Here is a 22,218-nt window from a genome sequence, read left to right on the forward strand (position 1 = left end):
TCGCGTCCGTTGCAAGCGCGGCAGCCGAGGCAATCCAGCACGCAAGCGAGATAACGACAAGGAGACGAGCATGCCCACGCTAAGCCAGGTACTCACCCGTTTCGCGGCGCCCGCCTGCACGTTAGTGGCGATCGCCGCGCTGCCCACGGGCGCGGCGGCCCAGGAGGACTTCACGCTGCGTTTCAATCACGTACTGGGCCCCAACGAGCCGTTCCACCAGGGCTTCCTGCAATGGGCCGAGAACGTCGAAAAGCGCACCGACGGCCACCTGACGATCGATGTCTTCCACAGCGCCCAGCTGGGCGTCGAGGAGGACATCATCGAACAGATCCGCCAGGGCGCCAACATCGGCCAGAACACCGACGCCGCGCGGCTGGGCAATTACGTGCCGGGAATCTCGGTGATCAACGGCCCCTACTTCATCGAGTCGATGGCCGACGTCGACAAGCTCAACGACGCAGCGACCATGCAAGCGTGGCAGCAGCAGCTGGCCGACGACTATGGCCTGCAGGTGGTGTGCTTCGACTGGGTGCAGGGCAAGCGCCACTTCTTCACCAACCAGGAGATCCATGCCCCGGCCGATCTCAAGGGGGTACGCGTGCGTACGCCGCCGGCACCGATCTGGCAGGAATCGATTCGTGCCCTGGGGGCCGCGCCGGTGGCGATGGATTTCGGCGACGTCTACTCGGGCCTGCAGTCGCGGGCGATCGACGGCGCGGAACTGGTCTACCCCAACATCACCGCCGGCGGGTTGGGCGAGGTCCTCGACTATACGATCGAGACCGGCCACATCACCCTGGTCAACTTCCAGGTGGTCAGCGCGAGCTGGTTCGCGGGGCTGCCCGAGGAGTACCAGCGGATCCTCGTCGAGGAGTGTCGAACGGCCGGCCAGGAAGCCTCGCGTCGGATGGAGGCCGCCGCCAGCGAGGCCAAGGCGCAGCTGCAGGAAGACGGCATGACGGTAATCACCGACATCGACCGCGAGGCATTCAGGAAGGCCGGCGAGCAGGCCTACGAGGCACTCGGTCTGAGCGACGCCAAGCAACGCCTGGCCGAGGAGATCGGCAAGTGAAGCCGGGCAGACGGGGGTGAGCGATGCACGCGCTGGTTCGCGCCGGTATCCGGGCCGAAACCTGGGCCGCCGGTATCCTGCTGGTGGCCATGGTGGCCCTCGTGTTGCTGGGCGGGGTTGCCCGCTTCCTGCATGTGCCGCTGAACTGGACGATCGACATGGCGACCTGTGCGTTCGCCTGGGCGACCTTCCTGTGCGCCGATATCGCCTGGCGGCGCGGTGCGTTGATGTCGGTGGATCTGTTCACGCGCACGCTGCCGGTGCGCGCCCAGCGGGGCCTGTTGCTCTTCAACTACCTGCTGATCGCGCTGTTTCTGGTGTTTCTGGTGGTCGCCGGGTTCTGGCTGTCGTGGACCTCCTGGGCGCGTAGCTTCCGCGGGATTCCCTGGATCAGCTATTCGTGGGTGACGCTCAGCCTGCCGGTGGGCGGCGTACTGATGCTGATCACCACCGGCTTCAAGGTGCGCCGCCAGCTGCGGGCCGAGCCATTCGCCAGCGAGGGAGGCGACACGCCATGCTGATCGTGACCCTGGCCTTCTTCGTGCTGATGGTGATCGGCATGCCGGTGGCGTTCGCCATCGGCATCTCGGGGGCGCTGTTCTTCCTGCAGCAGCCGGCGCTGCCCTTCACCATCCCGGTCCAGCGGACCGTTTCCCAGACCCAGAACTTCGCCCTGCTGGCGATTCCGCTGTTCATCATGGCGGGCAGCCTGGCCAACCGCTCGGGCATCACCCAGCGCCTGCTGGCACTGGCCTCGGTGATCACCGGGCGGCTGCGCGGCGGGCTCGCCCAGGTCACCATCGCGCTGTCGGCGATGATGGGCGGGGTTTCCGGCTCGGCGATCGCCGATGCCGCCATGCAGTCGCGGATGCTGGGCGGCGAGATGCTGCGGCGCAACCTGGCGCGCGGTTTCGCCACGGCGATCCTCGGCTTCAGTGCGCTGATCACGCCCATCGTGCCGCCGGGCATCGGCATGGTGCTGTTCGGCAGCGTGGGCCAGGTCTCGGTAGGTCGCTTGTTCGCCGGCGGCATCGTGCCGGCGCTGTTGCTGTGGCTGGCGTTCTCGCTGACGGTGTCGCTGATCGCCCGCCGCCGCGGCTACCCGCCGGAGCGCAGCTCGCGGTTGCCGCGCGGCGAGGCCGGCAAGGCGCTGCGCGGCGGGATCTGGGCGTTGCTGTTTCCGGTGCTGCTGCTGGTGGGCCTGCGCAGCGGGGTCTTCACGCCCTCCGAGATCGGCGCCTTCGCGGTGGCCTACGTGGCGCTGGTGGGCTTCTTAGTGCACCGCGAAATGAACGCGCGCAGCGGTGCGGAGGCGATCGAGGCAAGCCTGGCCGATGTCGGCGCCGTGATGCTGCTGATCGCGCTGTCGGCGATCTTCAGCTACGGCATCGTCATGGAGCGCCTGCCGGAGGCGATCTCCGGCGCCATCGTCGGGCAGACCCAGAGCCTGATCGGCGTCGAACTGTTGATCCTGGCCTTCGTGCTGGTCATCGGCTTCTTCGTCGATGCCACGGTGCTGATCATCATGCTGGCGCCGATCTTCCTGCCGGTGGTGCAGAACCTCGACGGCGATCCGGTGCACTTCGGCATCGTCTTCATCGTCGCCGCGACCATCGGCAACTTCACGCCGCCGGTGGGCGCGGCGATGTATGCGGTATGCACCATCATGAAGTGCCCGGTCGAGGAGTACACGCGCGGGGCCGTGCCGTTCTTCATCGCCGCCGTGGCGGTCATCGTGCTGCTCGTGCTGGTGCCGGAAATCGTGCTGTTCCTGCCCGACGCGATCTTCGGTCGCTGAGCGGCCCGGCGGGCGGGACTATCCCCCGCCCGCCGCCGGCTAGTCGTATTCCAGGGTCCATTGGATCGTGAACGGCCCGTCGACCTCGTGCGCGCCGCTTTCGCAGGCGATGCGGGTGATAAGCGGGCCGACCGGTGTCTGATAGGGCGGCTCGCCGTCGACCCGGGTCGCCTGGCACTGTTCGAGGCCCTCGACCCGGAAATCGCTGACCGCTCCTTGAGCGAAGTGCGCGTGCTTGCCGTCGAGGCTGGCATCGTCCGAGAAGCTGGCGAACTCCAGGCGGATGTCGCGAATGTCCAGCGGTTCGCTGGGCCGGTAGGTGTCGGTGCGGGTGATCTTGCCGGGCGAGAGCCGGTAGCGGGTATCGACCGCCAGGCGATCGTCCTTGATCGGCTCGGACTCGCCCAGCCGGTCGAGTTCGTCCTGATGATAGCTCACCGTGTAGGTATCGCCGCTCTGGCGGGTTTCGATGTCGCGGATGAAGGCCGCCGGGATCAGTTGCGAGTCGTCTTCCAGGGTGATGCGCGGCAGCAGTTGCGGGTAGCTCTCGTCGGGTGTGCCCTCGAGCATGCCGCTGGCGAACGGGATCGGGTAGTAGGGGGTGTGCATGTGCTGCGACTTGCCGCCGTTGATCAGCGGCAGGCTGATCACATGGCCCCGGTCGCGGTAGGTCACCAGAGCGCGATCATAGTCGCCCCGCGCGAACCAGGTGAGCGTGGTATCGGGCAGCGTCTCGAGCCAGGCGGGGAACTCGGGCGAGGGCGCCTGCCCCCGGTAGCCGATCTCCTTCCAGAGGTTGGCGGTATAGATCAGCTGGTGGGAGAGGCTCAAGTTCTCGCCGAGAATGCGATGCTTGCCGCGGTAGTCGTCGGTGGTGCGGCCGTTGTCCCAGAGGTTGACGGAGTTCATCTCCTCGTCGTACCAGAAGTTGGCGTAGCGGGCCGTGGCGCGTGCCGCGAAGGCATAGGCCATGCGCTCTTCCTCGTCGCTGAGCACGTCCAGGTAGGCCGCCGCCGAAAGCACCTCGAGGAACGCGGTATCGCCGTAGGCGCCGATGCTGCGCCCGTAGCTGAAACCGTACCCCTCTTCATTGAGCCGCGGCAGGATGACCTCGACCGAGTTGCGCAGCCACTCCTTCATCTGCGGTGTCACCTGCATGCCGGTCTCGATGAAGCGCTGGCAGATCTCGCCGATCAGCAGCACGCTGTAGCGGTCGAAGCGCCCCTGGCCGTTGGTCTCGTCGGAGAAGCCGTACTCGCCGGAGTACTCGCGGTAGTGGTCCATCATCTTGTCGAGCAACCGCTCGCTGCCCGAGGCGTCCTCCCAGCCCAGCAGGTGGCGCAGCCGGGCGATCGAGAAGGCGACGCCGTAATAGTTGGTCGGCAGGTCGATCAGGCTCATGTCGTCGGTGTCGACGAACTGCCGCCAGTCGGTCTTCTCCTTGAGCTTGGCCAGCGTCTCATCACTGATGGCGCGCTCGAGCAGCCCGGCGTCCTTGAGCCGGTTGAGCGCCGAGACGTAATAATAGATGCCCCAGGTCTCGTTGCGGTCGTCGACGGTCATGTCGGCGATCCGCCGATAGCCCTCGAGGTAGCGTTCGAACCTGGGGTCGTCCTGCGGGGTGTTGAGCAGCAGGTAGCTCAGGCCGATGGCGATCTTGCCGGGCAGGAACTTGTCCTTGCCGGAGAACGCCTCGGTGCCGTCGAGGGTGATGTCTTCGCCTTCATCGAGCAGCTTGTCGAAGTAGAAGTCCAGCTTGGGCAGGATCTCGCGCTCGATGATGTGACCGACCGGCATCTGCGCTAGCTCGTTCGACGGCTGGCCGCTGGGTCGGGCGGGTTCGTCGGACCGCGCGCTTTCGGCCTGACCGACGGCGGGCGCCAGCAGGGCGGCGATGGTCATCGCGAGCAGCGTCTGGGTGGGGCGCTGGGGCATGGTGTCTCCTTGGCTCGATACGCGGCCTCGCCGGCTGCGCCTGTCCTTGAGCTGTAGTAGCCGATGTTGATGTCCACTCTGCAATCATGGTGGCGGTGTAGCGCCACGGTTGCAACGAACCTAGTCGCCCAGCCGGCGGGTGGGCGCCAGCGGAGTGACCCGGGGCGGCTCGTCGGCGGGCCATTCGACATGCGCCTCGATGGCGTAGACCTCGCGCAGCCGTGCACCGGTGAGCACCTCGCCGGGGGCGCCGCTGGCGGCGACGCGGCCCTCCTTGAGCACCCAGATGTGGCGGGCGAAGCGTGCCGCCAGGCTGAGGTCATGGATGGCAACGACGACGATGACCCCGCGCTCCGCGGCCAGCCGGGTCAGCCAGTCGAGGACCTGCAACTGGTGATGCAGGTCCAGTGCGCTGGTCGGCTCGTCGAGCAGCAGGAGCCGCGGCTCGCGGATCACCGCCTGGGCGATCGCCACGCGCTGGCGCTGGCCACCGGAAAGCTGGCCCAGTTCACGCTCGGCGAGAGGCTCGAGTTCCAGTGCGCGCAGTGTCTCGCCGACCCGGGCCAGGGCGGCGGCCGGCGCTTCGCTGATGCGCGTGCGGCGGGCCAGGAGCACCGCCTCGAAGACGCTCAGCACGGCACGCGAGGGGGTTTCCTGGGGCAGGTAGTAGAGCCGCTCGGCGCGCCGGGTCAGCGACAGCGGAGCCAGCGGTTCAGCGTTGAGGGCGAAGCTGCCTTCTCCCCGCACGATGCCGGCGATCGCCCTGAGCAGCGTCGACTTGCCGGCGCCGTTGGGGCCGATCAGCGCGGTCAACTCGCCGGGGCGGGCGCGCAGGCCCGCCAAGCCGTGAAGCACGGCGCGTCCGCCGAGCCGGCAGTCCAGATGTTCGATGACCAGACTCATCCCCAGCCCTCGCGGCGGCTGCGCAGAATCAGCGAGACGAAGAACGGCAGGCCGATCAGCGCGGTGAGAATGCCGATCGGAAACAGGATGCCGGGGATCAGCAGTTTCGAGAGGATCGAGGCCAGCGACATGATCAGCGCGCCGCACAGCGCCGCCATGGGCAGGAACACCCGCTGGTCCTCGCCGACCAGCAAGCGGGCGATATGCGGGCCGACCAGCCCGACGAAGCCGATGGTGCCGGCGAAGGCCACCGCGGTGGCGGCGAGCAGCGAGGCGCACAGCATCACCCGCAGGCGCAGCCGGCCGACGTCGATGCCCAGCGCCTTGGCCTGCAGGTCGCCCAGGCGCAGCGCGGTGAGCCGCCAGCCGGCGTGCAAGAACACCGGCAGCGTCACGCCGAGGGCCAGCACGCCCAGTCCGAGCTTGTCCCAGCTCGCCCGCTCCAGGCTGCCCAGCGACCAGAACACCAGCTGTTGCAGCTCCTCGGCGGAGGCCACGAACTGGGTCAGCCCGAGCAGGGCGTTGAAGAAGAACATGATGGCGATGCCCAGCAGCACCATGGTCTGCACGCTGATGCCGCGCAGCCGGTTGACCGCCCATATCGTCAGCGCGGCGCACAGCGCCAGCACGAAGGCGTTGCCGGTGACCAGCAGCGTGCCGGCGACCGGTACCACGCCCAGACCCAGCACGATCGCCAGGGCCGCGCCGAAACTCGCCGCCGAGGAGATGCCCAGGGTGAAGGGATCGGCCAGCGGGTTGTCGAGGATGGTCTGCATCTCGGCGCCGGCCAGTGCCAGGCTGACCCCGACCAGCACGGCCATCAGCGCTACCGGCAGGCGGATCTCCCAGACCACCACGCGCAGCACCCGCGAGGCCCCGGCGGGGTCGATCAGGGCGTGCAGCACGTCACGCAGCGCGTAGGGGCCCGGACCGGTGGCGACATCGACCAGCAGGGCGCCCAGTGCCAGCAGCGCGACGCCGGCAATCAGCCAGCAATGACGGCGACGGCGTGCCAGGTAACGCGCCACGCTGTCCGGTGTCGGCGGGTCGGATGAGACGGCTAGCGGTGAATTCATGGGGCTGGAATCATTCAGGGCTCGTTTGGCCGGTCGCCGGGAACAGGGTGCCCCAGGTGTAACCGCCGCGGGTGCGGCCTGTCCATCGCCACGATGCCACAGGGGCGAAAAACGCCCATAAAAAAGACCCGGTCCTGCGACCGGGCCATGAGCGCTGCGTGTCCTTGCGGCACATGCATGGGCATCCAGCCCATGCATCCTTGGCGTGTCGAGCCATCCTGGCTCGGTCTTCCTTGCTGGCGCTTTCCTTGCGTCGATGTAGGCACTCTACGCCCGCTCAGAGTAGCCCGATCTAACCCAGGTTAAATATTCCTGTAAGCGATTGCCGACAAAGCACGTGTCCATAGTCCTGGGTTAGGCCAAGAAAGTCGCCTATCCGGTTGATAGTGCTTGCTAACAGTGCCCCATGTTTCACGGAAATTTTTGATCGTCCCGCGAAACGCTTTCCTCAGAGAACGACTTGTTGAGAGCACGACTTGCTTTTCTGCCACGCTCATCCCGGCAGCAGCCGGCGACGCCGCGACCTGGCCGGCCGCGCGCCGGGAAAGCGCGTCTCGACCAGGCGCATGCCGGCGGTGAGCACCAGTGTCATCGCCAGATAGATGCCGGCGATCAGCAGCAGCGGCTCGTAGACCAGGAAGGTCTCGTCGCGCACCAGGTTGGCGGCCTTGAGCAGGTCCATCAGGGCGATCGTCGAGACCAGCGGCACCGACTTGAGCAGCAGGATCATCTCGCCGGTCAGCGTCGGCAGGCACATCTGAATGCCGCGCGGCAGCCACAGCCGGTAGAGGATCTGCCAGCGCGACAGACCGAAGGCGCGACCCGCGGCCAGCTCCCCGGGCGGCACGCTGAGCAGCGCGCCGCGGATCACCTCGCCGGAATAGGCGCCGACACTCAGCGTGAAGGTCAGCGCGCCGTAGAAGAACGGGTCGCGCAGCAGCGGCCACAGCAGGCTTTCCTGCACCCCGGGGATCGCCGGCAGCAGGCGACCGACGCCATCGTAGAAGAAGAACAGCTGGACCAGCAGCGGCGTGCCGCGGATCACCGTGGTGAAGCCGCGCACCAGCAGTGCCAGCGGGCGTGGGCCGCGAATCTGCGCCAGCGCCACGCCCACGGCGAGTGCCAGCCCCAGGCTGCCGGAGACGGCGACCAGCCACAGGGTATTGACGAAGCCGGTCCACAGATAGCGCTGGTAGAACGGATCGGTAAGCCAGGAAAAATCCATCGGTATGCCCTCCTCTCGGCCCTCAGGTGCCGGCCTGCCCGCGCCGCACGTGGCGCTCGGCGCGGGCGAACAGGGCGTTGGAGCCCAGCGTCATGACCAGGTAGAGCGCCCCGGCCACGGCATAGAACAAAAGGTACTCACGAGTGCTGGCGGCGGCCTGCTGAACGGTGAAGAACAGCTCCTCGAAACCGATCACGCTGACCAGCGCGGTGTCCTTGACCAGGATCAGCCACAGGTTGGACATCCCCGGCAGGGCGTTGGGCAACATCGCCGGGATCACGATGCGCCGGAAGCGGCAGGCGCGAGAGAACCCGTAGGCGTCGGCGGCCTCGAGCTGGCCGCGGGGGATCGCCAGGATCGCGCCGCGGAACACCTCGGTCATGTAGGCGCCCTGGACGAACGCCAGCACGCCGACCGCGGTGGCGAAGCCGCCGATCGCCAGTTGACCGTCGCCGCCCAGCGCCGCATAGGCGGCGGTCAAGGCCTGGCTGCCTGCGTAGTAGAGCAGGATGATCAGCAGCAGCTCGGGCATCGCGCGGACCACCGTCGAATAGCCGGTGCCCAGCGCGCGCAGCGCCGGCCACGGGCTCAGCCTTGCGCCGGCACCGATCAGCCCCAGTGCCAGGCCGATGGCGTAGGCGAGCACGGCGATCTCCACGGTGGTCAGCGCGCCGTGGAGGATCGGCCCCATCCAGGCCAGCAGGCCGTCGTTCGAAGCGCTATCCATAAGCGATCATTCCGTTGACGTGGCAGCGACGCACCCGATGCCGGGCACGTCGCCGGGGCAGGGCGCTCAACCGCCGCAGATATCGGTTTCGAAATACTTCTGCGACAGCGACGCGCAGGTGCCGTCGTCGATCACCCGGGCGATCGCCGCGTCGAGATCCTCGCGCAGGGCGTCGTCGTCCTGACGCAGGCCGATCCCCACGCCTTCGCCGAAGGCCTTGTGGCGTGGCGCGGTGGCGCGGATCTCGTAGTCCCGGGCCGCGTCGCGCTTGACGAACTCGGTCATCGCGATCTTGTCGGCGAGGATGGTGTCGACGCGCCCGGCGAGCAGGTCGCGGTTGGCCTGTTCCTGGCGGTCGTAGATCTTGATCTCGACGCCGCTGTCGGCCAGCGCGCGGCGCGCGTAGCTGGCGTTGGTGGTCGCGCCCTGCACGCCCAGCACCTTGCCGTCGAGCCCGTCGGGGATCGCGAAGTCGGCGTCCTTGGCGGCGACGTAGGCGCCCGGCGTGTAGTAGTAGGGATCGGTGAAGTCGATCACCTTCTTGCGCTTGTCGGTGATCGACAGCGAATTCATGATCATGTCGATCTTGCCGCTGTCGAGCGCCGGGAAGATGCCGCCCCAGCCGGTCGGGGTGATCGCGCAGTCGGCCTGCATCGCCTCGCACAGCGCCAGGCCGAGCTCGACCTCGAAGCCGGTCCAGTCGCCATCGGCGCCCTTGTAGGTGAAGGGTGGGTAGGGCTCGGCGGAGATGCCGATCTTCAGCGGTTCGGCGGCGCTTGCGGTGATGGCTGTCAGGGCCAGCACGCCGGCGGTCAGGGCAGGAAGCAAGGTACGTTTCATCAAGGTTTCCCCTTGTTGTTGTGACGAGCCGCATCGGGCGGCCCGGAAAGAGGCGCCGCCACGTGGACGGCGACGCCGGAATGCCCGGTAGTGTCAGGCGACGCTCGAGACGAACTGCCGGCAGCGTTCGCTGGCGGCGTTCTCGAACACCTCGCGCGGGCTGCCGCACTCCTCGACCACGCCCTGGTGCAGGAACACCACTTCGTGGGAAACGTCGCGGGCGAAGCCCATCTCGTGGGTGACCAGCAGCATGGTGCGGCCCTCGTCGGCGAGGCCGTGGATCACCCCCAGCACCTCGCTGACCAGTTCGGGATCGAGCGCCGAGGTGGGCTCGTCGAACAGCAGCACCCGGGGCTGCATGGCCAGCGCCCGGGCGATCGCCACGCGCTGCTGCTGGCCGCCGGAAAGATAGGCGGGGTAGGCGTCGCGCTTGTCGGCCAGCCCGACCCGCGCGAGGAAATGCTCGCCGATCTCGACCGCCTCGCGGCGGCGCAGGCCGCGCACCCGCAGCGGCGCCTCGATGACGTTGCCGAGCACGGTGAGATGCGGCCACAGGTTGAATTGCTGGAAGACCATCGCGACCTGCGCGCGCAGGCGCTGGATCTGGCGGCGGTCGAGGCCGACGTTGGCGCCTTCGGCGTCGCGGGTGAAGCGGATCGCCTCGTCGGCGACGGTCAGTTCGCCGCGGTCGGGGGTCTCGAGCAGGTTCATGCAGCGCAGCAGGGTGCTCTTGCCGGAGCCGCTGGAGCCGATGATCGAGACCACGCTGGCCTCGCGCACGCGCAGCGAGACGTCCCGGAGGACCTCATGCTCGGCGTAGCGCTTGACCAGATGCCGGGCATCGATCGCCAGGCCGTCGTTGTCGGTATGTTGGGTCATGGATGCTGTCGGGGGTGGAGTGTCGCGCTGGCCATACCCCTCCTGTTGCCGGTGGAAAGAGTGCGGCTCCGGGCAAGACGCGCCACGGGGCCGCGCGTGCGATCAGTCGAGGGTCGTCGCCAGGCAATCCCGGGCGCAGTGCTCGATGCGCCGGCAGGCTTCACCCAGGCGCTCGGCGTCGACGGTCAGGCTCAGCCGCACGAAGCCTGCCGCCGAAGGCCCGAAGGCCTCGCCGGCGAGCAGCGACACGCCCTGCTCGTCGAGCAGCCTGTCGGCGAACGCCTGGGCGGAGAGCCCGGTGCGGCGGATGTCGATCATCACGAACATCCCGGCGGCGGGACGCAGCACCTCGACCGCGCTGCTCCCCCGGAGCGCGCGGCACACCGTGTCGCGGCGGGCGCGGTAGGTCTCGCGCATCGACGCCAACTGCTCGGGCGGGTTGGCCAGCGCCGCGCAGGCGGCGTCCTGGATGAACTCGGGACTGCCGTAGAGCATGCACAGCGCCAGGTTGCTCAGGTGATCGATCAGCGCCTCGGGGCCGATCACCCAGCCCAGCCGCCAGCCGGTCATGGCGTGCGACTTGGACAGGCTGTCGATCACCGCGGTGCGCTCGGCCATGCCTGGCAGCGTGGCGGGGCACAGATGTTCGCCGTCGTGGACCAGCTCGGCGTAGACCTCGTCGGAGATCAGCCACAGGTCGCGGCGCCGACACAGCTCGGCGATGCCCTGCCAGGTGTCGCGGCCCAGGCACTGGCCGGTGGGGTTGTGCGGGCTGTTGATCAGCAATGCCCGGGTGCGCGGGGTGACGGCGGCCTCGAGATCGGCCAGCCGCGGCTGGAAGCCCTCCCCGGCGCGCAGCGGCACGCGTACCAGCGTCGCGCCGGCGGCCTGCAGCGCGGCCTCGTAGGTCACGTACATCGGCTCGGGGACGATCACCTCGTCGCCGGGGTCGAGCAGGCACTGGGCGACCGCGTAGAGCCCGCACTGGGCGCCGGCCATCACCGCCACGTTGTCGGGGCCGGCCGAGCCGCCATGGGTGCGATGGCGGGCGGCGATCAGCTCGCGCAGGTAGGCCTTGCCCTGCACGTCGGCGTAGTGGGTGGCGCCGGCGCACAGACTGGCGATGGCGCTGTCGACGATCGGCCCGGGGGTGGCGAAGTCCGGATCGCCCACCGAAAGGATGATCACGTCGTCGCCGCCGGCCTGGCGCTCGAGGGCGCGGTAATGGATGTCCCAGGCGGCGGCGCCTTCGCCGGCGATACGGGTGGTCAGTCGGGAATAGTGCATGTCGTCTCCTCAGGGGCGCGTATCGAGACGGCGCAGCTCGGCCAGCCAGGCGGGGTCGTCGCCGTCGGCGGTGTCGCGCTCGGCCCACTGTACGTACTGGCCGGCGACGTGGTCGCACAGGGCGGGATCGAGTTCGCGAAGCGCGGCGCCGCTGGCCTGGGCGGCGAGCTGTGCCTGACAGCTGCGCTCCAGGTCGCGCATGCGCAGGAAGGCCTCGCCGACGTTGCGACCGCAAGTCAGCAGGCCATGATTGCGCAGGATCATCGCCGGCTGGTCGCCGAGATCGGCGACAAGGCGCTGGCGTTCGGCGCGATCCAGCGAGATACCCTCGTAGTCGTGATAGGCGAGCCGACGGTGAAACTGCAGCGCCCACTGATTGAGCGGCAGCAGACCCCGTTCCTGGCAGGCCACCGCGACGCCGGCCACGGTATGGGTGTGCAGCACGCAGCCGACGTCCGCGCGGGCGGCGTGGATGGCGCTGTGAATGATGAAGCCAGCGGCATTGACGCCGCGGCCGAGCGGATCGTCGATCACCGCGCCGTCGGCGTCGACGCTCACCAGGTTGTCGGCGGTGATCTCATCGAAGCGCAGCCCGTAGGGGTTGAGCAGGAAATGCTCGCTGTCGCCCGGCAGGCGCGCCGAGATGTGGGTATAGATGCCGTCGTCCATGCCGAGATGGGCGATCAGCCGATACGCCGCGGCGAGATCGCGGCGGGCACGCTGTTGACTGTCCCGGTTCACAGGCTGCCCTCCACGACGGGTAACGCCGGCTTGCCGTCGCGGGTGGTGACGCCGTCGAGGAAGGCGGCGAGCTTGTCGCGGTGTGCCACCAGCCAGTCGTGGGCGACCGCCTCGGGATCGCGGCCCTCGCGGCCGAAGGCCTGGATGAACGCGCTCTGGTCCTCGGCGCTGAGCACGAACTGGTCGAGCAGCCGGGTGAGGTTGGGGTTGGCCTCGCTGAATTCGCGGCCGACGATGGTACGCACGTCGCTGCGGCCGTTGTCGGCACCATAGACACCGGCCGGGTCGTCGAGGATGTGCATGTCGTAGGCCGGCACCATCCAGTGCGGGGTCCAGCCATAGAAGGCAATCCAGCGCCGCTCGTCGTAGGCTGCCTGGACCTCGGCGAGCATCCCCGGGGTCGAGGATTCCATCAGTTCCCAGTCGCCGAGGCCATAGGTGTCGTCCTGCTGGGCCCGGTTGATGTCATCGCTGACCGTCGAGCCGCTCTCGATCGAGTAGTAGCGGGCGTCGAAGCGTTCGCGGTGGTCATCGAGCTGTTCGGCGCTGGTCACCCCGGCGTCGTACACGTAGCCGGGCACCGCGAAGCCCATCCGCGCGCCGTTGACGTTGTTGCCCAGGTCGACGATCGCCCCATTGGCCATGGCGGCGTCGTAGCTGTCCTGCTGGGCGGGCAGCCAGCCGGCCATGAAGATGTCGCTGTCGCCGGTCTGCAGGGTCTTGTAGCCCACCGTGCTGCTCAGTTCCTGCTTTTCACTGGCATAACCCAGCGGGGCCAGCAGCTGCGCCATGATCTCGGTCTTGACGGTCACGCCGGGCCACGGCGGCACGATGAAGTCGACCGTCGTGTCGCGGTCGGCGGCGTGGACCTGGGGCAGGCCCAGCATCGGCAGTAGCGTCAGGGCGGCGATCGCCAGGCGGTTGCGATTGCGGGAATTCATGGCCTCTCCTCGGTTCGAAATTGTTATCGGCTAGGTCGTGCCTCAGCGGCGTCGGCCCCAGCCGTCGGCGTCGATCTCGATCAGCGTGGGCCGCGTGGCGGCCCGGCTGGCGGCCAGTGCCTGGCCGAGCGCCACCGGGGTGTCGGCCCGCGCCGCATGGCAGCCGAAGGCCTCGGCCAGCGTGGCGAAGTCGGGGGCCGGCAGGTCGACGCCCAGCCGGGCGACCGCGTGCATGTCCATGTAGCGGCGAATCTCGCCGTAGCCGTCGTTGTTCCAGATCACCACGGCCAGGGGTACGCCGGCGTCGCGGGCGGTAGCCAGTTCGCCGAGGGTGAACATCAACCCGCCGTCGCCGACCAGCGCGATCACCGGTCGCTCGGGGACGGCCAGCGCCGCGCCGAGCGCCGCGGGCAGCCCATAGCCGAGCGTGCCGTAGCCGGTGGCGGCATTGAACCAGCGCCGCGGCGCGGGCATCTCGACGATGAAGTTGCCGGCGTAGACCGGTCCGGTGGAATCGCCGACGATGCTCGCCTCGGGCAGCGCGTCGCGCAGGGTGTCGAGAAGCTCGGCGTAGGGCGCCACGTCGTCGGCCTCGCGCAGCGCCAGGGCGGCCTTGGTCGCGCTGACCTGCGCCGCGGCGTCCCGCGCGGCGGCCACCGGCAAGCGCTCGAGCAGGCCGCGCACGACCTCGCCGGCATCGGCGAGCAGCGCCAGGTCGGCGGCCTGGTTGCGGGCCAGCTGCTGGGCATCGATATCCACGCGGATCAACCTGCCGGTGAGCGCGAAGCCATCGTCGAAGACCAGGTCGTAGTCGGTTTCGCCGAGTTCGCTGCCCAGCGCCAGGATCACGTCGGCCTCGGCGGCCAGCCGGCGCCCGGCGGGCAGGCTGGCGCAGGCGCCCAGGTCGAGCGGGTGACGCTCGCCGAGCACGCCGCGGGCGTTGATGGTGGTCATGGTCGGGGCATCGAGTCGCTCGACGAGCGCGCGGGTGTCCGCTGCGGCATCGACGCAGCCGCCGCCGAGCAGCACCAGCGGGCGTTCGGCGCCGGCCAGCCAGGCCGCGGCGGCGTCGAGCCCGGCGGCCGGCGCGGACGGCGGGTAGACCGCGGCGGGCTTGATCGGCGTATCGGCTACCGGCTGGGTCATCACGTCGAGCGGAATCTCGATATGCACCGGGCCGGGGCGGGCGCTGGCGAACACCGCGAAGGCCCGGGCGACGACCTCGTCCAGTGCCTCGGCGCCGTGCAGGGTATGGCTGAACACGCTGACCCCGGCCAGCGTGCGCTGCTGGTCGGGCAGTTCGTGCAGGCGACCCTGGCCGCGGCCCAGGGTATCGCGGCGGTTGACGCTGGAGATCACCAGCATCGACACCGAGTCGGCCAGCGCCTGGGCCATGGCGGTGGCGATGTTGGTCATCCCCGGGCCGCTGATGATGAAGCAGGCCGCCGGCCTGCCGCTGGCGCGGGCGTAGCCGTCGGCCATGAACCCGGCGCCCTGCTCGTGGCGCGGGGTGACGTGGCGCAAGGGGCTGTCCGCGAGGCCGCGGTAGAGCTCGATGGTGTGGACCCCGGGGATGCCGAACACGGTATCGATGCCGTGGGCCTCGAGCAGCTCGAGCAGGCGTTGCGCGCAGGTCGTCATGAACGCACCTCGGCATCACTGGCCACGCCTGAGGTTTCCGCCTGTGCATTACCGAACGGCTCGCGGGAGAAGACCCGCTCGACCATCGGCACGAAGTGCTCCAGGGGGCGCGTGGGATAGTCCGGGTCGAAGGCGCGCTGGTCCCACTCGTCGCAGAAGCGCACGGTGCGCGCGTAGGCCGGGTGGTCGCGGTAGGCCTCGCGGGCGTGGGGGTCCATACCGTAGAAGGCGCGGTAGTGATAGCCCTGGAACAGCTCGTGATGACGGATCATCCACACGTTGAGCGGGTCGATGTAGGGCTCGAGGATCGCCGCGGCGATCTCGGCGTGGTTGGCCGGCGCCAGGTCGTCGCCGATGTCGTGGAGCAGCGCGCAGACCACGGTCTCCTCGTCGGCGCCGGCGTCGAGCGCGCGGCTGGCGGTCTGCAGGCAGTGCGCGTAGCGGTCGATCGGGTAGCCGTGGTTGTCGCCCTTGAGGCGCAGCAGGTGCTCGAGTACCCGGCGGCTGGCGTCGTTCTGGTAGATCTGAAAGTGCGCGTCGATGATCGCCCAGTCGTCGGCGGTGCTCTCGTCGAAGCGCGTGAAGCGGGCCTGGCTCATCGAACCGGTCCTCCCTGGGTGGCGGCGCGGGATACGGCGGCGTCGTTGGCGCTGGACGTGGCGCCGAGCGCACGGCGCAGTACCTGGCGGCGGCTGGCGGTCGTGTCGCGATCGACATAGCCCTGGCGCAGGTGGCGCACGCCGCCTTCGAGCTGGTAGGCGGTGCGTCCGTGCAGCAGCCGGTAGTTGTCCATGATCAGCATCTCGCCGGGGGCGAGCTTGAGGTGCACGGTCAGCGCCGGGTCGGTGATCAGCCCATGAAAGCGCTGGCGCGCGGCGTAGTAGCGTTCGAGGGTCTCGGCATCGTAGGCGGCGACGCGCTCGGTGCGGTTGGAAAAGCGCACCCTGGCGAGCCGGCCGTGGCTGTCGAGCTCGATCAGCGGGCCTTCGCTTTCCAGCTGGGTGGTGGCATCGACGTAGCGAAAGCCGGGCGACAGCCGGGTCAGGCAGTCGAACGCCGCCGGGTCCTCGCGCTGCAGCCGGCGGGCGGCCATGAAACCGTCGACCAGCGTGCTGTCGCCGCCCGCGGCGGCATTGCTCAGGCAGTGCAGCCAGATGTAGCCGGGGATCGGATCGCGGTAGGGGTTGTCGGTGTGCGGCTCGAGTCCGCGCTGGGTCATGGTCAGGTCGTAGGCGTTGGCCACCGACTTGACGTCGGCGATGCCGCCCCAGTTGGTGCGCCGCAACGGACCGATGCGATCGATCAGCGCCTGCATGCCGTCCTCCTCGCCGGGTACGCCGACGACACGCACGAAGCCGTAGCGCTGCAGGTCCTCGAGCAGCGCCAGCAGCGCCCGGTCATCGTCGAGGGCGGCGGCGAAGTCGGCCTCGGGCAGGTGGGGCAGGCCGGCATCCCACAGTTGATGCCCGTCGCCGGCCGCGCCTTGCGACTCGCTCCGGGGCGGTCGAGCCTCGACGATCAGGTCGTCGATGGCGAAGGCGGTGCGGTGGCCGTCGCTGAAGCCGATACGCAGCGTCCGGCCTTCGACGGCGGCGGATTCGATGGCCAGGTCGAGCGGCAGTTCGGCGGCCTCGATCAGCCGCTGGCCGGTCCGGGCATCGAGGGTCTCGCCGTCCGGCGCGCGTTCGCGCAGCCACAGCGCGGCGAAGTGCTGTTCGAGGCCGGGAGCGCTGAGCGTCAGGCGGCGGCCCTGGAAGTTGATGACGGCGTCGACGGTGGACATGGCGGCGCAAATCTCCACGGCTGGCTGAGTCGATTGGGTACGGGACCTGAGTCCGAAGCGCTGTCGCCGCCCGCGGCGGGTGCGACCTTGGCTCTACCCTAGGGCCATAGCGCGAAGGCAATTTGCCAAAAATCGCCTTTTAATGGACTATTCTGGCCATGAGCGATCCCGATACGGCCAACTGGGCCCAGGCCTGGCCCTACCCGCGTCCCGACCAGCCGCCGGTGGCGCGTCCCGGCGAGGCCGAGCACACCGTCAGCGTATGGCTGCTGCCCAAGTTCTCGATGCTGACCTTGTTCTGCCTGCTCGAGCCGCTGCGGGTCGCCAACCGCTTCGGTCGCACGCTGTTCGCCTGGCAACTGCTGTCCAGCGACGGCCAGGCGGTGGTCGCCAGCAACGGCGTGCGCATCGATGTCGACGGCGCGCTCGGCGATGCCGGTGATCGCGAGATGCTGATGGCGATCTCCTCCTACGAGGCGGAAGCCACGGTGACCGCCGCCGACCGCGCGGCGCTGCGCCAGGTCGCCGCGCACGGCGGCCGGGTCGGCGGGCTGGATACCGCGCCGTTCATTCTCGCCCGGGCCGGGCTGCTCGATCAGCAGCGCGTGGCGCTGCACTGGGAGAGCGTGCCGGCGTTTCGCGAGGAGTTCCCGCACATCGCGATCAGCCCGGCGCGCTTCGAGTTCGCCGACCGGCGGCTGACCGGCTCCGGCGGCGCGGCGGGCATCGACATGATGCTGCAGTGGATCGAGTACGACTATGGCCCGGCGCTGGCCAACGCGGTGGGTCGTCAGCTGGTCCACCAGCGGGTGTCCGAGGAGGATGCCCTGCAGAGCCAGCATCGTCTCGACCGGCTGCCGCGGGCGGTGGTGCGGGCGCTGGCGATCATGGAGGCGCATCTCGGCCAGGCGCTGGCGATCCCCGAGATCTGCCGGCTGGTCGGCCAGTCGCAGCGCCAGCTGACGCGGCTGTTCGTCGGCCACTTCGGCGAGACGCCCAAGCAGTGCTACCTGGGCATGCGCCTGGACCTGGCGCGGCGGATTCTCGCCGACAGCCGCTGCCGGGTCACCGAGGCGGCGCTGGCCACCGGTTTCAGCAACATGACGCACTTCTCGCGGGCCTACCAGGCGCGCTTCGGCGAACGCCCGAGCAGGACCGGCGAGCGCGGGATGGCCTGAGCGGGCGTTGCAGTCTTTCTTCAGCTAGCGCTCGGCCTGGCCCAGCGCCTCGACGCGGCGTTGCCGTGCGGCCCGGCGCAGCATGCGCAGCCGCGAGCGCACTTCGTCGCGCTCCAGATAGCAACCCTGCAGCCAGCGATGGCCGGAGGCGCCCTCGAAGGCGTCGCGGGCATGCAGCAACCGGCGGTTGTCGAAGATCACCAGGTCGCCCGGACGATAATCGAAGCGCATCGCGAAGCGTGGCTCCCGGAGCAGCCGTTGCAGCTGCATCAGCGCGTCGTAGGCCGGCTCGATCTCGTCGAACGGCGCCATCAGCGGCCCGCGCAGGAAGTCGGCGATGCGCACCTCGCTCAGCCTGCCCTCGGCGTCGCACTGAATCATCGGGTTGAACCACACGTAGTCGCTGGTGCGTGCGGTATTGGCGTAGCACCACTTGACCCGGGTCAGGGTGGCGAACGCCTCGGGGCTTTGCCGGCGCAGCGCTTCGGCCACCGCGAAGCCGTCCATCATCACCGCCTGGCCGCCGTCGACGCTGTTCTCCAGGCAGTGCAGCAACTGCAGGCCCGGCTGGTATTCGCGGGTCGGCAGGTCGACGTGCGGCGGCAGGGCGATCGAGGTGTAGGCGTTGGAGTCGGGATCGGGCTTGGCGCGCACGTCGAACAGCGTGCCGAAGTTGGTCGGCCGCGGCGGGCCGATGCGCCGGGCGATGGCGTCCAGACTGCCCGGCGCGGTGGGCAGGTTGCGCAGCCGCACCAGGCCATGGCGCAGCACTGCGTCGAGCGCGTCCTCGAGCAGCGCTTCGGCGGCTTCGGCGTGCTCGTCCTGGTCCATCCACTCCGCGGCGTCGAGGCTCGGCGGGGCGTCGAGTTCGGCGCCTGTCCAGACGTCGACGGCGACCAGCGGTGTGTCGAACGCCTCGGCGTTGGAGTAGTCGTGGGCGCGCAGCCAGCCGGGATGAAAGCGCAGCGTACGCGCTTCCGGGGCGAAGGTGACGCTGAGTGCGCCGGCGGCGTCGAGCCAGGCCGCGTCGATGGTCGGCCAGGCGGCGAGCTGCGACAGGTTCAGGATGCGCTCGCGGGTCGCCGGGTTGACGGTGGTGTCGTCGGCGGCGTTCTCGCGCAGCCACACGGCGTGGTAGCGGCTGACCCGGCCATCGGCCCAGGCGAGCTCGACCAGACGCGTGTCGTGGTCGACCCGCGTCGCCTCGACCTCGATCGGCCAGGCGTCGTAATCCGGGGTCGACGGCAGTGTCGGCGCGTGCGTCGTTGTCATGGCGGCGTTCCTGAGTGAAATGGCGACCTTCAGGATGCCGAGTCGCCGCGCCGATGATTAGCCATCAGGCGACGGCTATTTGCCATGAGTCGCCATTGATGGTGGTCATTCAGAGTACCTTTCGCAACCCGGTCGCTTTCCGGCGGAAAATCTTCGCAAGGGCGCCGTGAATCCATCCTTGGGCGCTACCTTTGCCATCTGACCGCCATGGATGGCGGAAATGCCGGAATGGAAGGAACACTTTCCGGCCATGGCAAAGGACCCTTGCTTTACCTTGCCTCCGGCGACCGACATTTTGTCGGGAGTTTGGAGTATGAGTTCTTGTTGACCAGCGTCCCTTTTATTGACGAGCCTCGCGCGGGCTTTCGGCATAGCGCTGACGGTAGGCGCGCGAGAAGCTCGACGCCGAGGCGAAGCCGCAGGCCAGGCCGATGCCGAGGATGTCGTGATCGGTTTCCAGCAGCAGCTGGCGGGCCCGGGTCAGGCGCAGGTTCAGGTAGTGATCGCGCGGGCGCACGCCCAGCTCGCGCTCGAACAGTCGCTGCAATTGGCGCAGCGAGATGCCCACGCGATACGCCAGGTCGGCGATCGACAGCGGTGCCTCGATATGCGCTTCCATCAGTGCCACGGCTTCGATCAGCACGTGCTTGTGGGTGCCGAGGCGCTGGGTCAGCGCCATGCGCTGCTGATCGTGGTGGGTGCGCATGTGGGCGTGGATCAGTTGCTCCGAGACCGCGGTGGCCAGCGCCTCGCCGTGACGACGGGCGATCAGGTCGAGCGACATGTCCATCGCCGCGGTGCCGCCGGCGCAGGAAAAGCCGCGCGGACCGAGCTCGAACAGCGCCTCGCGGGTCTCGATGTCGGGGAAGCGTTCGCGAAAGGCCGGCAGGCTTTCCCAGTGCAGGGTCACCCGCTGATCGCGCAGCAGCCCGGCGCTGGCCAGCACCACGCTGCCGGTGTCGATGCCGCCGAGCACGCAGTCGCCGTTGGCCAGCCGGTTGAGCCAGCGAATCAGCGGCCGGGTCAGCGTCGCTTCGGGCTCGAAGCTGGCGCATACCGCCACGCTGGGCAGCGCCGGGGCGCTGGCGATGGATTCGTCGGCGAGCAGGGTCATGGCGTTACTGGCGGTGACCGGTGCGCCGTCCTGGCTGATCACCCGCCAGGCGAACAGCGTGCGCCCGGCGATGCGATTGGCGATGCGCAGGGGCTCCACGGCGGAGAAGAACGCCATCATCGAGAAGCGTGGCATCAGCAGAAAGCCGATCGGCTCGGGCAGGGGGCCGGCGTAGTCCAGGCGCATGAGTCGCTCGCAACGGGGTGGCCCGACGATGATAGGCGATTGCGAGGTACGCTGCAGGTATCCGGTGGTTCAGCGCAGGGCCGATATGACCGATACTGTCAGCACATGAAACCGATTCTGCACGAGCGTGCCTCGTCCTCCGCCAAGCGGCCAGGCGCTTCGACGACCTGGAAGACCCCTCAGCGCTTGTTGATCGCGCTCGGTTCGCTGGCCGTGGCGGCGGTGGGCGGTTTTCTGTTCGAGGAGACCCGCAAGCTCGAGCAGCGCAAGCTCGCCGGCCTGGAGGAGAACCTCAAGGCCGAGGCCACGCTGCTCGCCGAACATGCCGAGCTGACCTTCTCCTCGGCGACACGGCTGCTGATGGACATCGAGTGGGACAACGACCTGGTGACATTACGCCAGGGGCTGACCGAACAGCCGTTCTATCAGCGCATCCTGCGTACTCCCCAGTTCGCCGGGCTGCTGGTTACCGATGCCGCGGGCGAGCCGGTATTCACCGCCAACCGTCAGCCCATCGAAACTTCCCGGGTGCTGGCACAGCCGCTGTTCGCGGCGCATCGCGCGGGGGAGTTCATGGTGATCGGCGAGCCGTTCGCGCAGGCCGGTGTCCAGCGTCGGCTGATTCCGGTCAGTCAGCGCCTCAACGCCCCCGACGGGGCCTTCGCCGGTGTGGCGGTGGTACTGCTGGATTCCGACTATTTCAGCGATTTCTACGACGCGGTGAGCCGCAACAATCAATACCGGATCGGCATGTTCCATGCCGACGGCACCACCCTGGCGGTGTTTCCGTCGCCTCACGAGGTGCTGCCGGGGGCGCGCAGGGATCTGGCCGAGCTGTTCGGCTCCCATGCCGCCGATGTCACACGCCTCGAGTCGCCCCTCGACGGTAGCCGGAGGATCGCCGCCTATCGCAACCTGGCGGGCTTTCCCCTGGCGGTGACCGTGTCGCGCAGCTATCGCCAGTTCCGTGATGAACTCGAACCGGATCGATGGCGCAACACCATCCTGTTCTTGATTTTCGCCGCTGGCACGCTGCTTTCGGTGGGGGTCATCAGCATCAACCTGCGGACCCTGGAGCGGGCCAACCGCGAGCTCGATCGGCTGGCGAGCACCGACGCGCTGCTCGGCATCAGCAATCGCCGACGTTTCGAGGGCGCGATCCATGGCGAATGGCAGCGCGCTCGGCGAAACGCCCAACCGCTCAGCCTGCTGCTGATCGATGTCGATTACTTCAAGCGCTACAACGACAGCTACGGCCATCCCGCCGGCGATGCCGCGCTGAAGCAGGTCGCCGGCGTACTGTGCGAAGCCGTCGCCAGGCCCGGGGACCTGGTCGCCCGCTATGGCGGCGAGGAGCTGGTCGTGCTGCTGCCCGATACGCCCGACGAGGGTGGCCTGACGATCGCCCGGCGAATCCATCAATGCCTGGCGCGCCGCGGAGTGCCTTTCGACGATTCGCCCATCGCCGGGCATCTGACCGTGAGCATCGGCGTGGCGACACTGACACCGGGGCGCGACGCTAGCGCGGACGACCTGGTCAAGCGTGCCGACGACGCGCTGTATCGGGCCAAGTCCCAGGGACGCAATCGCACCGCCGTGGCCGGGGGAAGCGACTGACCC

General features: G+C 68.8%; 20 protein-coding genes. 5 read left to right on the plus strand and 15 right to left on the minus strand.

Going from position 1 to position 22,218, the window contains the following annotated elements:
• The first annotated feature begins 70 nt into the window (after window positions 1–70).
• The 3 genes from HR9077_RS16135 to HR9077_RS16145 are packed head-to-tail and all read left to right on the plus strand — an operon-like array spanning window position 71 to window position 2,870.
• Window positions 71–1,072: a C4-dicarboxylate TRAP transporter substrate-binding protein gene (locus tag HR9077_RS16135; protein ID WP_136068118.1), complete on the plus strand. Its 1,002-nt coding sequence runs from the start codon at window positions 71–73 to the stop codon at window positions 1,070–1,072.
• 23 nt (window positions 1,073–1,095) lie between these two features.
• Entirely contained in the window at window positions 1,096–1,593 is a 498-nt protein-coding gene (locus tag HR9077_RS16140; protein WP_136068119.1) for a TRAP transporter small permease, read from the plus strand.
• Window positions 1,587–2,870 carry a TRAP transporter large permease gene (locus HR9077_RS16145; protein ID WP_136068121.1) on the plus strand — a complete coding sequence of 428 codons (1,284 nt, stop codon included), beginning with the start codon at window positions 1,587–1,589 and terminating at the stop codon, window positions 2,868–2,870. Before HR9077_RS16140 ends, HR9077_RS16145 begins: the two co-directional genes overlap by 7 nt.
• Window positions 2,871–2,909: 39 nt before the next feature.
• Here the strand turns inward: HR9077_RS16145 and HR9077_RS16150 are convergent, their stop codons facing one another.
• The 13 genes from HR9077_RS16150 to tmpA all read right to left on the minus strand — a co-directional run bounded on the left by HR9077_RS16150 (window position 2,910) and on the right by tmpA (window position 16,848).
• Window positions 2,910–4,805: a hypothetical protein gene (locus tag HR9077_RS16150; protein WP_210725949.1), complete on the minus strand. Its 1,896-nt coding sequence runs from the start codon at window positions 4,803–4,805 to the stop codon at window positions 2,910–2,912.
• 120 nt (window positions 4,806–4,925) lie between these two features.
• Window positions 4,926–5,708 carry an ABC transporter ATP-binding protein gene (locus HR9077_RS16155; RefSeq protein WP_136068123.1) on the minus strand — a complete coding sequence of 261 codons (783 nt, stop codon included), beginning with the start codon at window positions 5,706–5,708 and terminating at the stop codon, window positions 4,926–4,928.
• Window positions 5,705–6,784, minus strand: coding sequence for a FecCD family ABC transporter permease (locus HR9077_RS16160; protein ID WP_136068124.1), 1,080 nt, complete (start codon window positions 6,782–6,784; stop codon window positions 5,705–5,707). The genes HR9077_RS16155 and HR9077_RS16160 overlap by 4 nt, the downstream gene beginning before the upstream one ends.
• Window positions 6,785–7,277: 493 nt before the next feature.
• The gene (locus HR9077_RS16165; protein WP_136068126.1) at window positions 7,278–8,009 is read right to left on the minus strand and encodes an ABC transporter permease; all 732 of its coding nucleotides are present in this window, start codon (window positions 8,007–8,009) and stop codon (window positions 7,278–7,280) included.
• 22 nt (window positions 8,010–8,031) lie between these two features.
• A complete protein-coding gene (locus HR9077_RS16170; protein ID WP_136068128.1) occupies window positions 8,032–8,736 on the minus strand; it encodes an ABC transporter permease in 705 nt (234 codons plus the stop codon).
• A gap of 66 nt (window positions 8,737–8,802) precedes the next feature.
• A complete protein-coding gene (locus HR9077_RS16175) occupies window positions 8,803–9,576 on the minus strand; it encodes a transporter substrate-binding domain-containing protein (RefSeq protein WP_136068129.1) in 774 nt (257 codons plus the stop codon).
• Window positions 9,577–9,669: 93 nt separating this feature from the next.
• Entirely contained in the window at window positions 9,670–10,455 is a 786-nt protein-coding gene (locus tag HR9077_RS16180) for an ABC transporter ATP-binding protein (protein WP_136068131.1), read from the minus strand.
• A gap of 102 nt (window positions 10,456–10,557) precedes the next feature.
• Window positions 10,558–11,742 carry a pyridoxal phosphate-dependent aminotransferase gene (locus tag HR9077_RS16185; protein WP_136068133.1) on the minus strand — a complete coding sequence of 395 codons (1,185 nt, stop codon included), beginning with the start codon at window positions 11,740–11,742 and terminating at the stop codon, window positions 10,558–10,560.
• 9 nt (window positions 11,743–11,751) lie between these two features.
• On the minus strand, window positions 11,752–12,483 hold the full coding sequence (locus tag HR9077_RS16190; RefSeq protein WP_136068135.1) for a class II aldolase/adducin family protein: 732 nt from the start codon (window positions 12,481–12,483) through the stop codon (window positions 11,752–11,754).
• Window positions 12,480–13,424, minus strand: a complete 945-nt coding sequence (locus tag HR9077_RS16195) for an ABC transporter substrate-binding protein (RefSeq protein WP_458692926.1) — start codon at window positions 13,422–13,424, stop codon at window positions 12,480–12,482. Before HR9077_RS16195 ends, HR9077_RS16190 begins: the two co-directional genes overlap by 4 nt.
• 42 nt (window positions 13,425–13,466) lie before the next feature.
• A complete protein-coding gene (locus tag HR9077_RS16200; protein WP_136068137.1) occupies window positions 13,467–15,065 on the minus strand; it encodes a 5-guanidino-2-oxopentanoate decarboxylase in 1,599 nt (532 codons plus the stop codon).
• Window positions 15,062–15,664: an HD domain-containing protein gene (locus HR9077_RS16205; RefSeq protein WP_136068139.1), complete on the minus strand. Its 603-nt coding sequence runs from the start codon at window positions 15,662–15,664 to the stop codon at window positions 15,062–15,064. The genes HR9077_RS16200 and HR9077_RS16205 overlap by 4 nt, the downstream gene beginning before the upstream one ends.
• Entirely contained in the window at window positions 15,661–16,848 is a 1,188-nt protein-coding gene (gene tmpA, locus HR9077_RS16210) for a 2-trimethylaminoethylphosphonate dioxygenase (RefSeq protein WP_136068141.1), read from the minus strand. Before tmpA ends, HR9077_RS16205 begins: the two co-directional genes overlap by 4 nt.
• A 158-nt stretch (window positions 16,849–17,006) precedes the next feature.
• Here tmpA and HR9077_RS16215 point away from each other — a divergent pair, with 158 nt between their 5' ends.
• The gene (locus tag HR9077_RS16215; RefSeq protein ID WP_136068143.1) at window positions 17,007–18,026 is read left to right on the plus strand and encodes a GlxA family transcriptional regulator; all 1,020 of its coding nucleotides are present in this window, start codon (window positions 17,007–17,009) and stop codon (window positions 18,024–18,026) included.
• 24 nt (window positions 18,027–18,050) lie between these two features.
• On the opposite strand, the gene HR9077_RS16220 is transcribed toward HR9077_RS16215, so the two are convergent.
• Window positions 18,051–19,298: a TauD/TfdA family dioxygenase gene (locus tag HR9077_RS16220; RefSeq protein WP_136068145.1), complete on the minus strand. Its 1,248-nt coding sequence runs from the start codon at window positions 19,296–19,298 to the stop codon at window positions 18,051–18,053.
• Window positions 19,299–19,638: 340 nt separating this feature from the next.
• Complete coding sequence (locus HR9077_RS16225; protein WP_136068147.1) at window positions 19,639–20,598, minus strand: GlxA family transcriptional regulator; 960 nt, start codon at window positions 20,596–20,598, stop codon at window positions 19,639–19,641.
• Between the two features lie 105 nt (window positions 20,599–20,703).
• On the opposite strand from HR9077_RS16225, the gene HR9077_RS16230 reads away from it, so the two are divergent.
• Window positions 20,704–22,215, plus strand: a complete 1,512-nt coding sequence (locus HR9077_RS16230; RefSeq protein ID WP_136068149.1) for a sensor domain-containing diguanylate cyclase — start codon at window positions 20,704–20,706, stop codon at window positions 22,213–22,215.
• The last annotated feature ends 3 nt before the right edge of the window (window positions 22,216–22,218 follow it).

Source organism: Modicisalibacter radicis, assembly GCF_900961225.1.
Classification (GTDB): domain Bacteria; phylum Pseudomonadota; class Gammaproteobacteria; order Pseudomonadales; family Halomonadaceae; genus Modicisalibacter.

Bases quoted from the DNA above. Each gene is read 5' to 3' on its own strand.
- HR9077_RS16135 (WP_136068118.1), top strand. From the start codon at position 71: ATGCCCACGCTAAGCCAGGTACTCACCCGTTTCGCGGCGCCCGCCTGC.
- HR9077_RS16155 (WP_136068123.1), bottom strand. From the start codon at position 5,708: ATGAGTCTGGTCATCGAACATCTGGACTGCCGGCTCGGCGGACGCGCC.
- HR9077_RS16175 (WP_136068129.1), bottom strand. From the start codon at position 9,576: ATGAAACGTACCTTGCTTCCTGCCCTGACCGCCGGCGTGCTGGCCCTG.
- HR9077_RS16150 (WP_210725949.1), bottom strand. From the start codon at position 4,805: ATGCCCCAGCGCCCCACCCAGACGCTGCTCGCGATGACCATCGCCGCC.
- HR9077_RS16220 (WP_136068145.1), bottom strand. From the start codon at position 19,298: ATGACAACGACGCACGCGCCGACACTGCCGTCGACCCCGGATTACGAC.
- HR9077_RS16160 (WP_136068124.1), bottom strand. From the start codon at position 6,784: ATGAATTCACCGCTAGCCGTCTCATCCGACCCGCCGACACCGGACAGC.
- HR9077_RS16195 (WP_458692926.1), bottom strand. From the start codon at position 13,424: ATGAATTCCCGCAATCGCAACCGCCTGGCGATCGCCGCCCTGACGCTA.
- HR9077_RS16180 (WP_136068131.1), bottom strand. From the start codon at position 10,455: ATGACCCAACATACCGACAACGACGGCCTGGCGATCGATGCCCGGCAT.
- HR9077_RS16215 (WP_136068143.1), top strand. From the start codon at position 17,007: ATGAGCGATCCCGATACGGCCAACTGGGCCCAGGCCTGGCCCTACCCG.
- HR9077_RS16225 (WP_136068147.1), bottom strand. From the start codon at position 20,598: ATGCGCCTGGACTACGCCGGCCCCCTGCCCGAGCCGATCGGCTTTCTG.
- HR9077_RS16145 (WP_136068121.1), top strand. From the start codon at position 1,587: ATGCTGATCGTGACCCTGGCCTTCTTCGTGCTGATGGTGATCGGCATG.
- HR9077_RS16205 (WP_136068139.1), bottom strand. From the start codon at position 15,664: ATGAGCCAGGCCCGCTTCACGCGCTTCGACGAGAGCACCGCCGACGAC.
- HR9077_RS16165 (WP_136068126.1), bottom strand. From the start codon at position 8,009: ATGGATTTTTCCTGGCTTACCGATCCGTTCTACCAGCGCTATCTGTGG.
- HR9077_RS16200 (WP_136068137.1), bottom strand. From the start codon at position 15,065: ATGACGACCTGCGCGCAACGCCTGCTCGAGCTGCTCGAGGCCCACGGC.
- HR9077_RS16170 (WP_136068128.1), bottom strand. From the start codon at position 8,736: ATGGATAGCGCTTCGAACGACGGCCTGCTGGCCTGGATGGGGCCGATC.
- HR9077_RS16140 (WP_136068119.1), top strand. From the start codon at position 1,096: ATGCACGCGCTGGTTCGCGCCGGTATCCGGGCCGAAACCTGGGCCGCC.
- HR9077_RS16185 (WP_136068133.1), bottom strand. From the start codon at position 11,742: ATGCACTATTCCCGACTGACCACCCGTATCGCCGGCGAAGGCGCCGCC.
- HR9077_RS16230 (WP_136068149.1), top strand. From the start codon at position 20,704: ATGAAACCGATTCTGCACGAGCGTGCCTCGTCCTCCGCCAAGCGGCCA.
- tmpA (WP_136068141.1), bottom strand. From the start codon at position 16,848: ATGTCCACCGTCGACGCCGTCATCAACTTCCAGGGCCGCCGCCTGACG.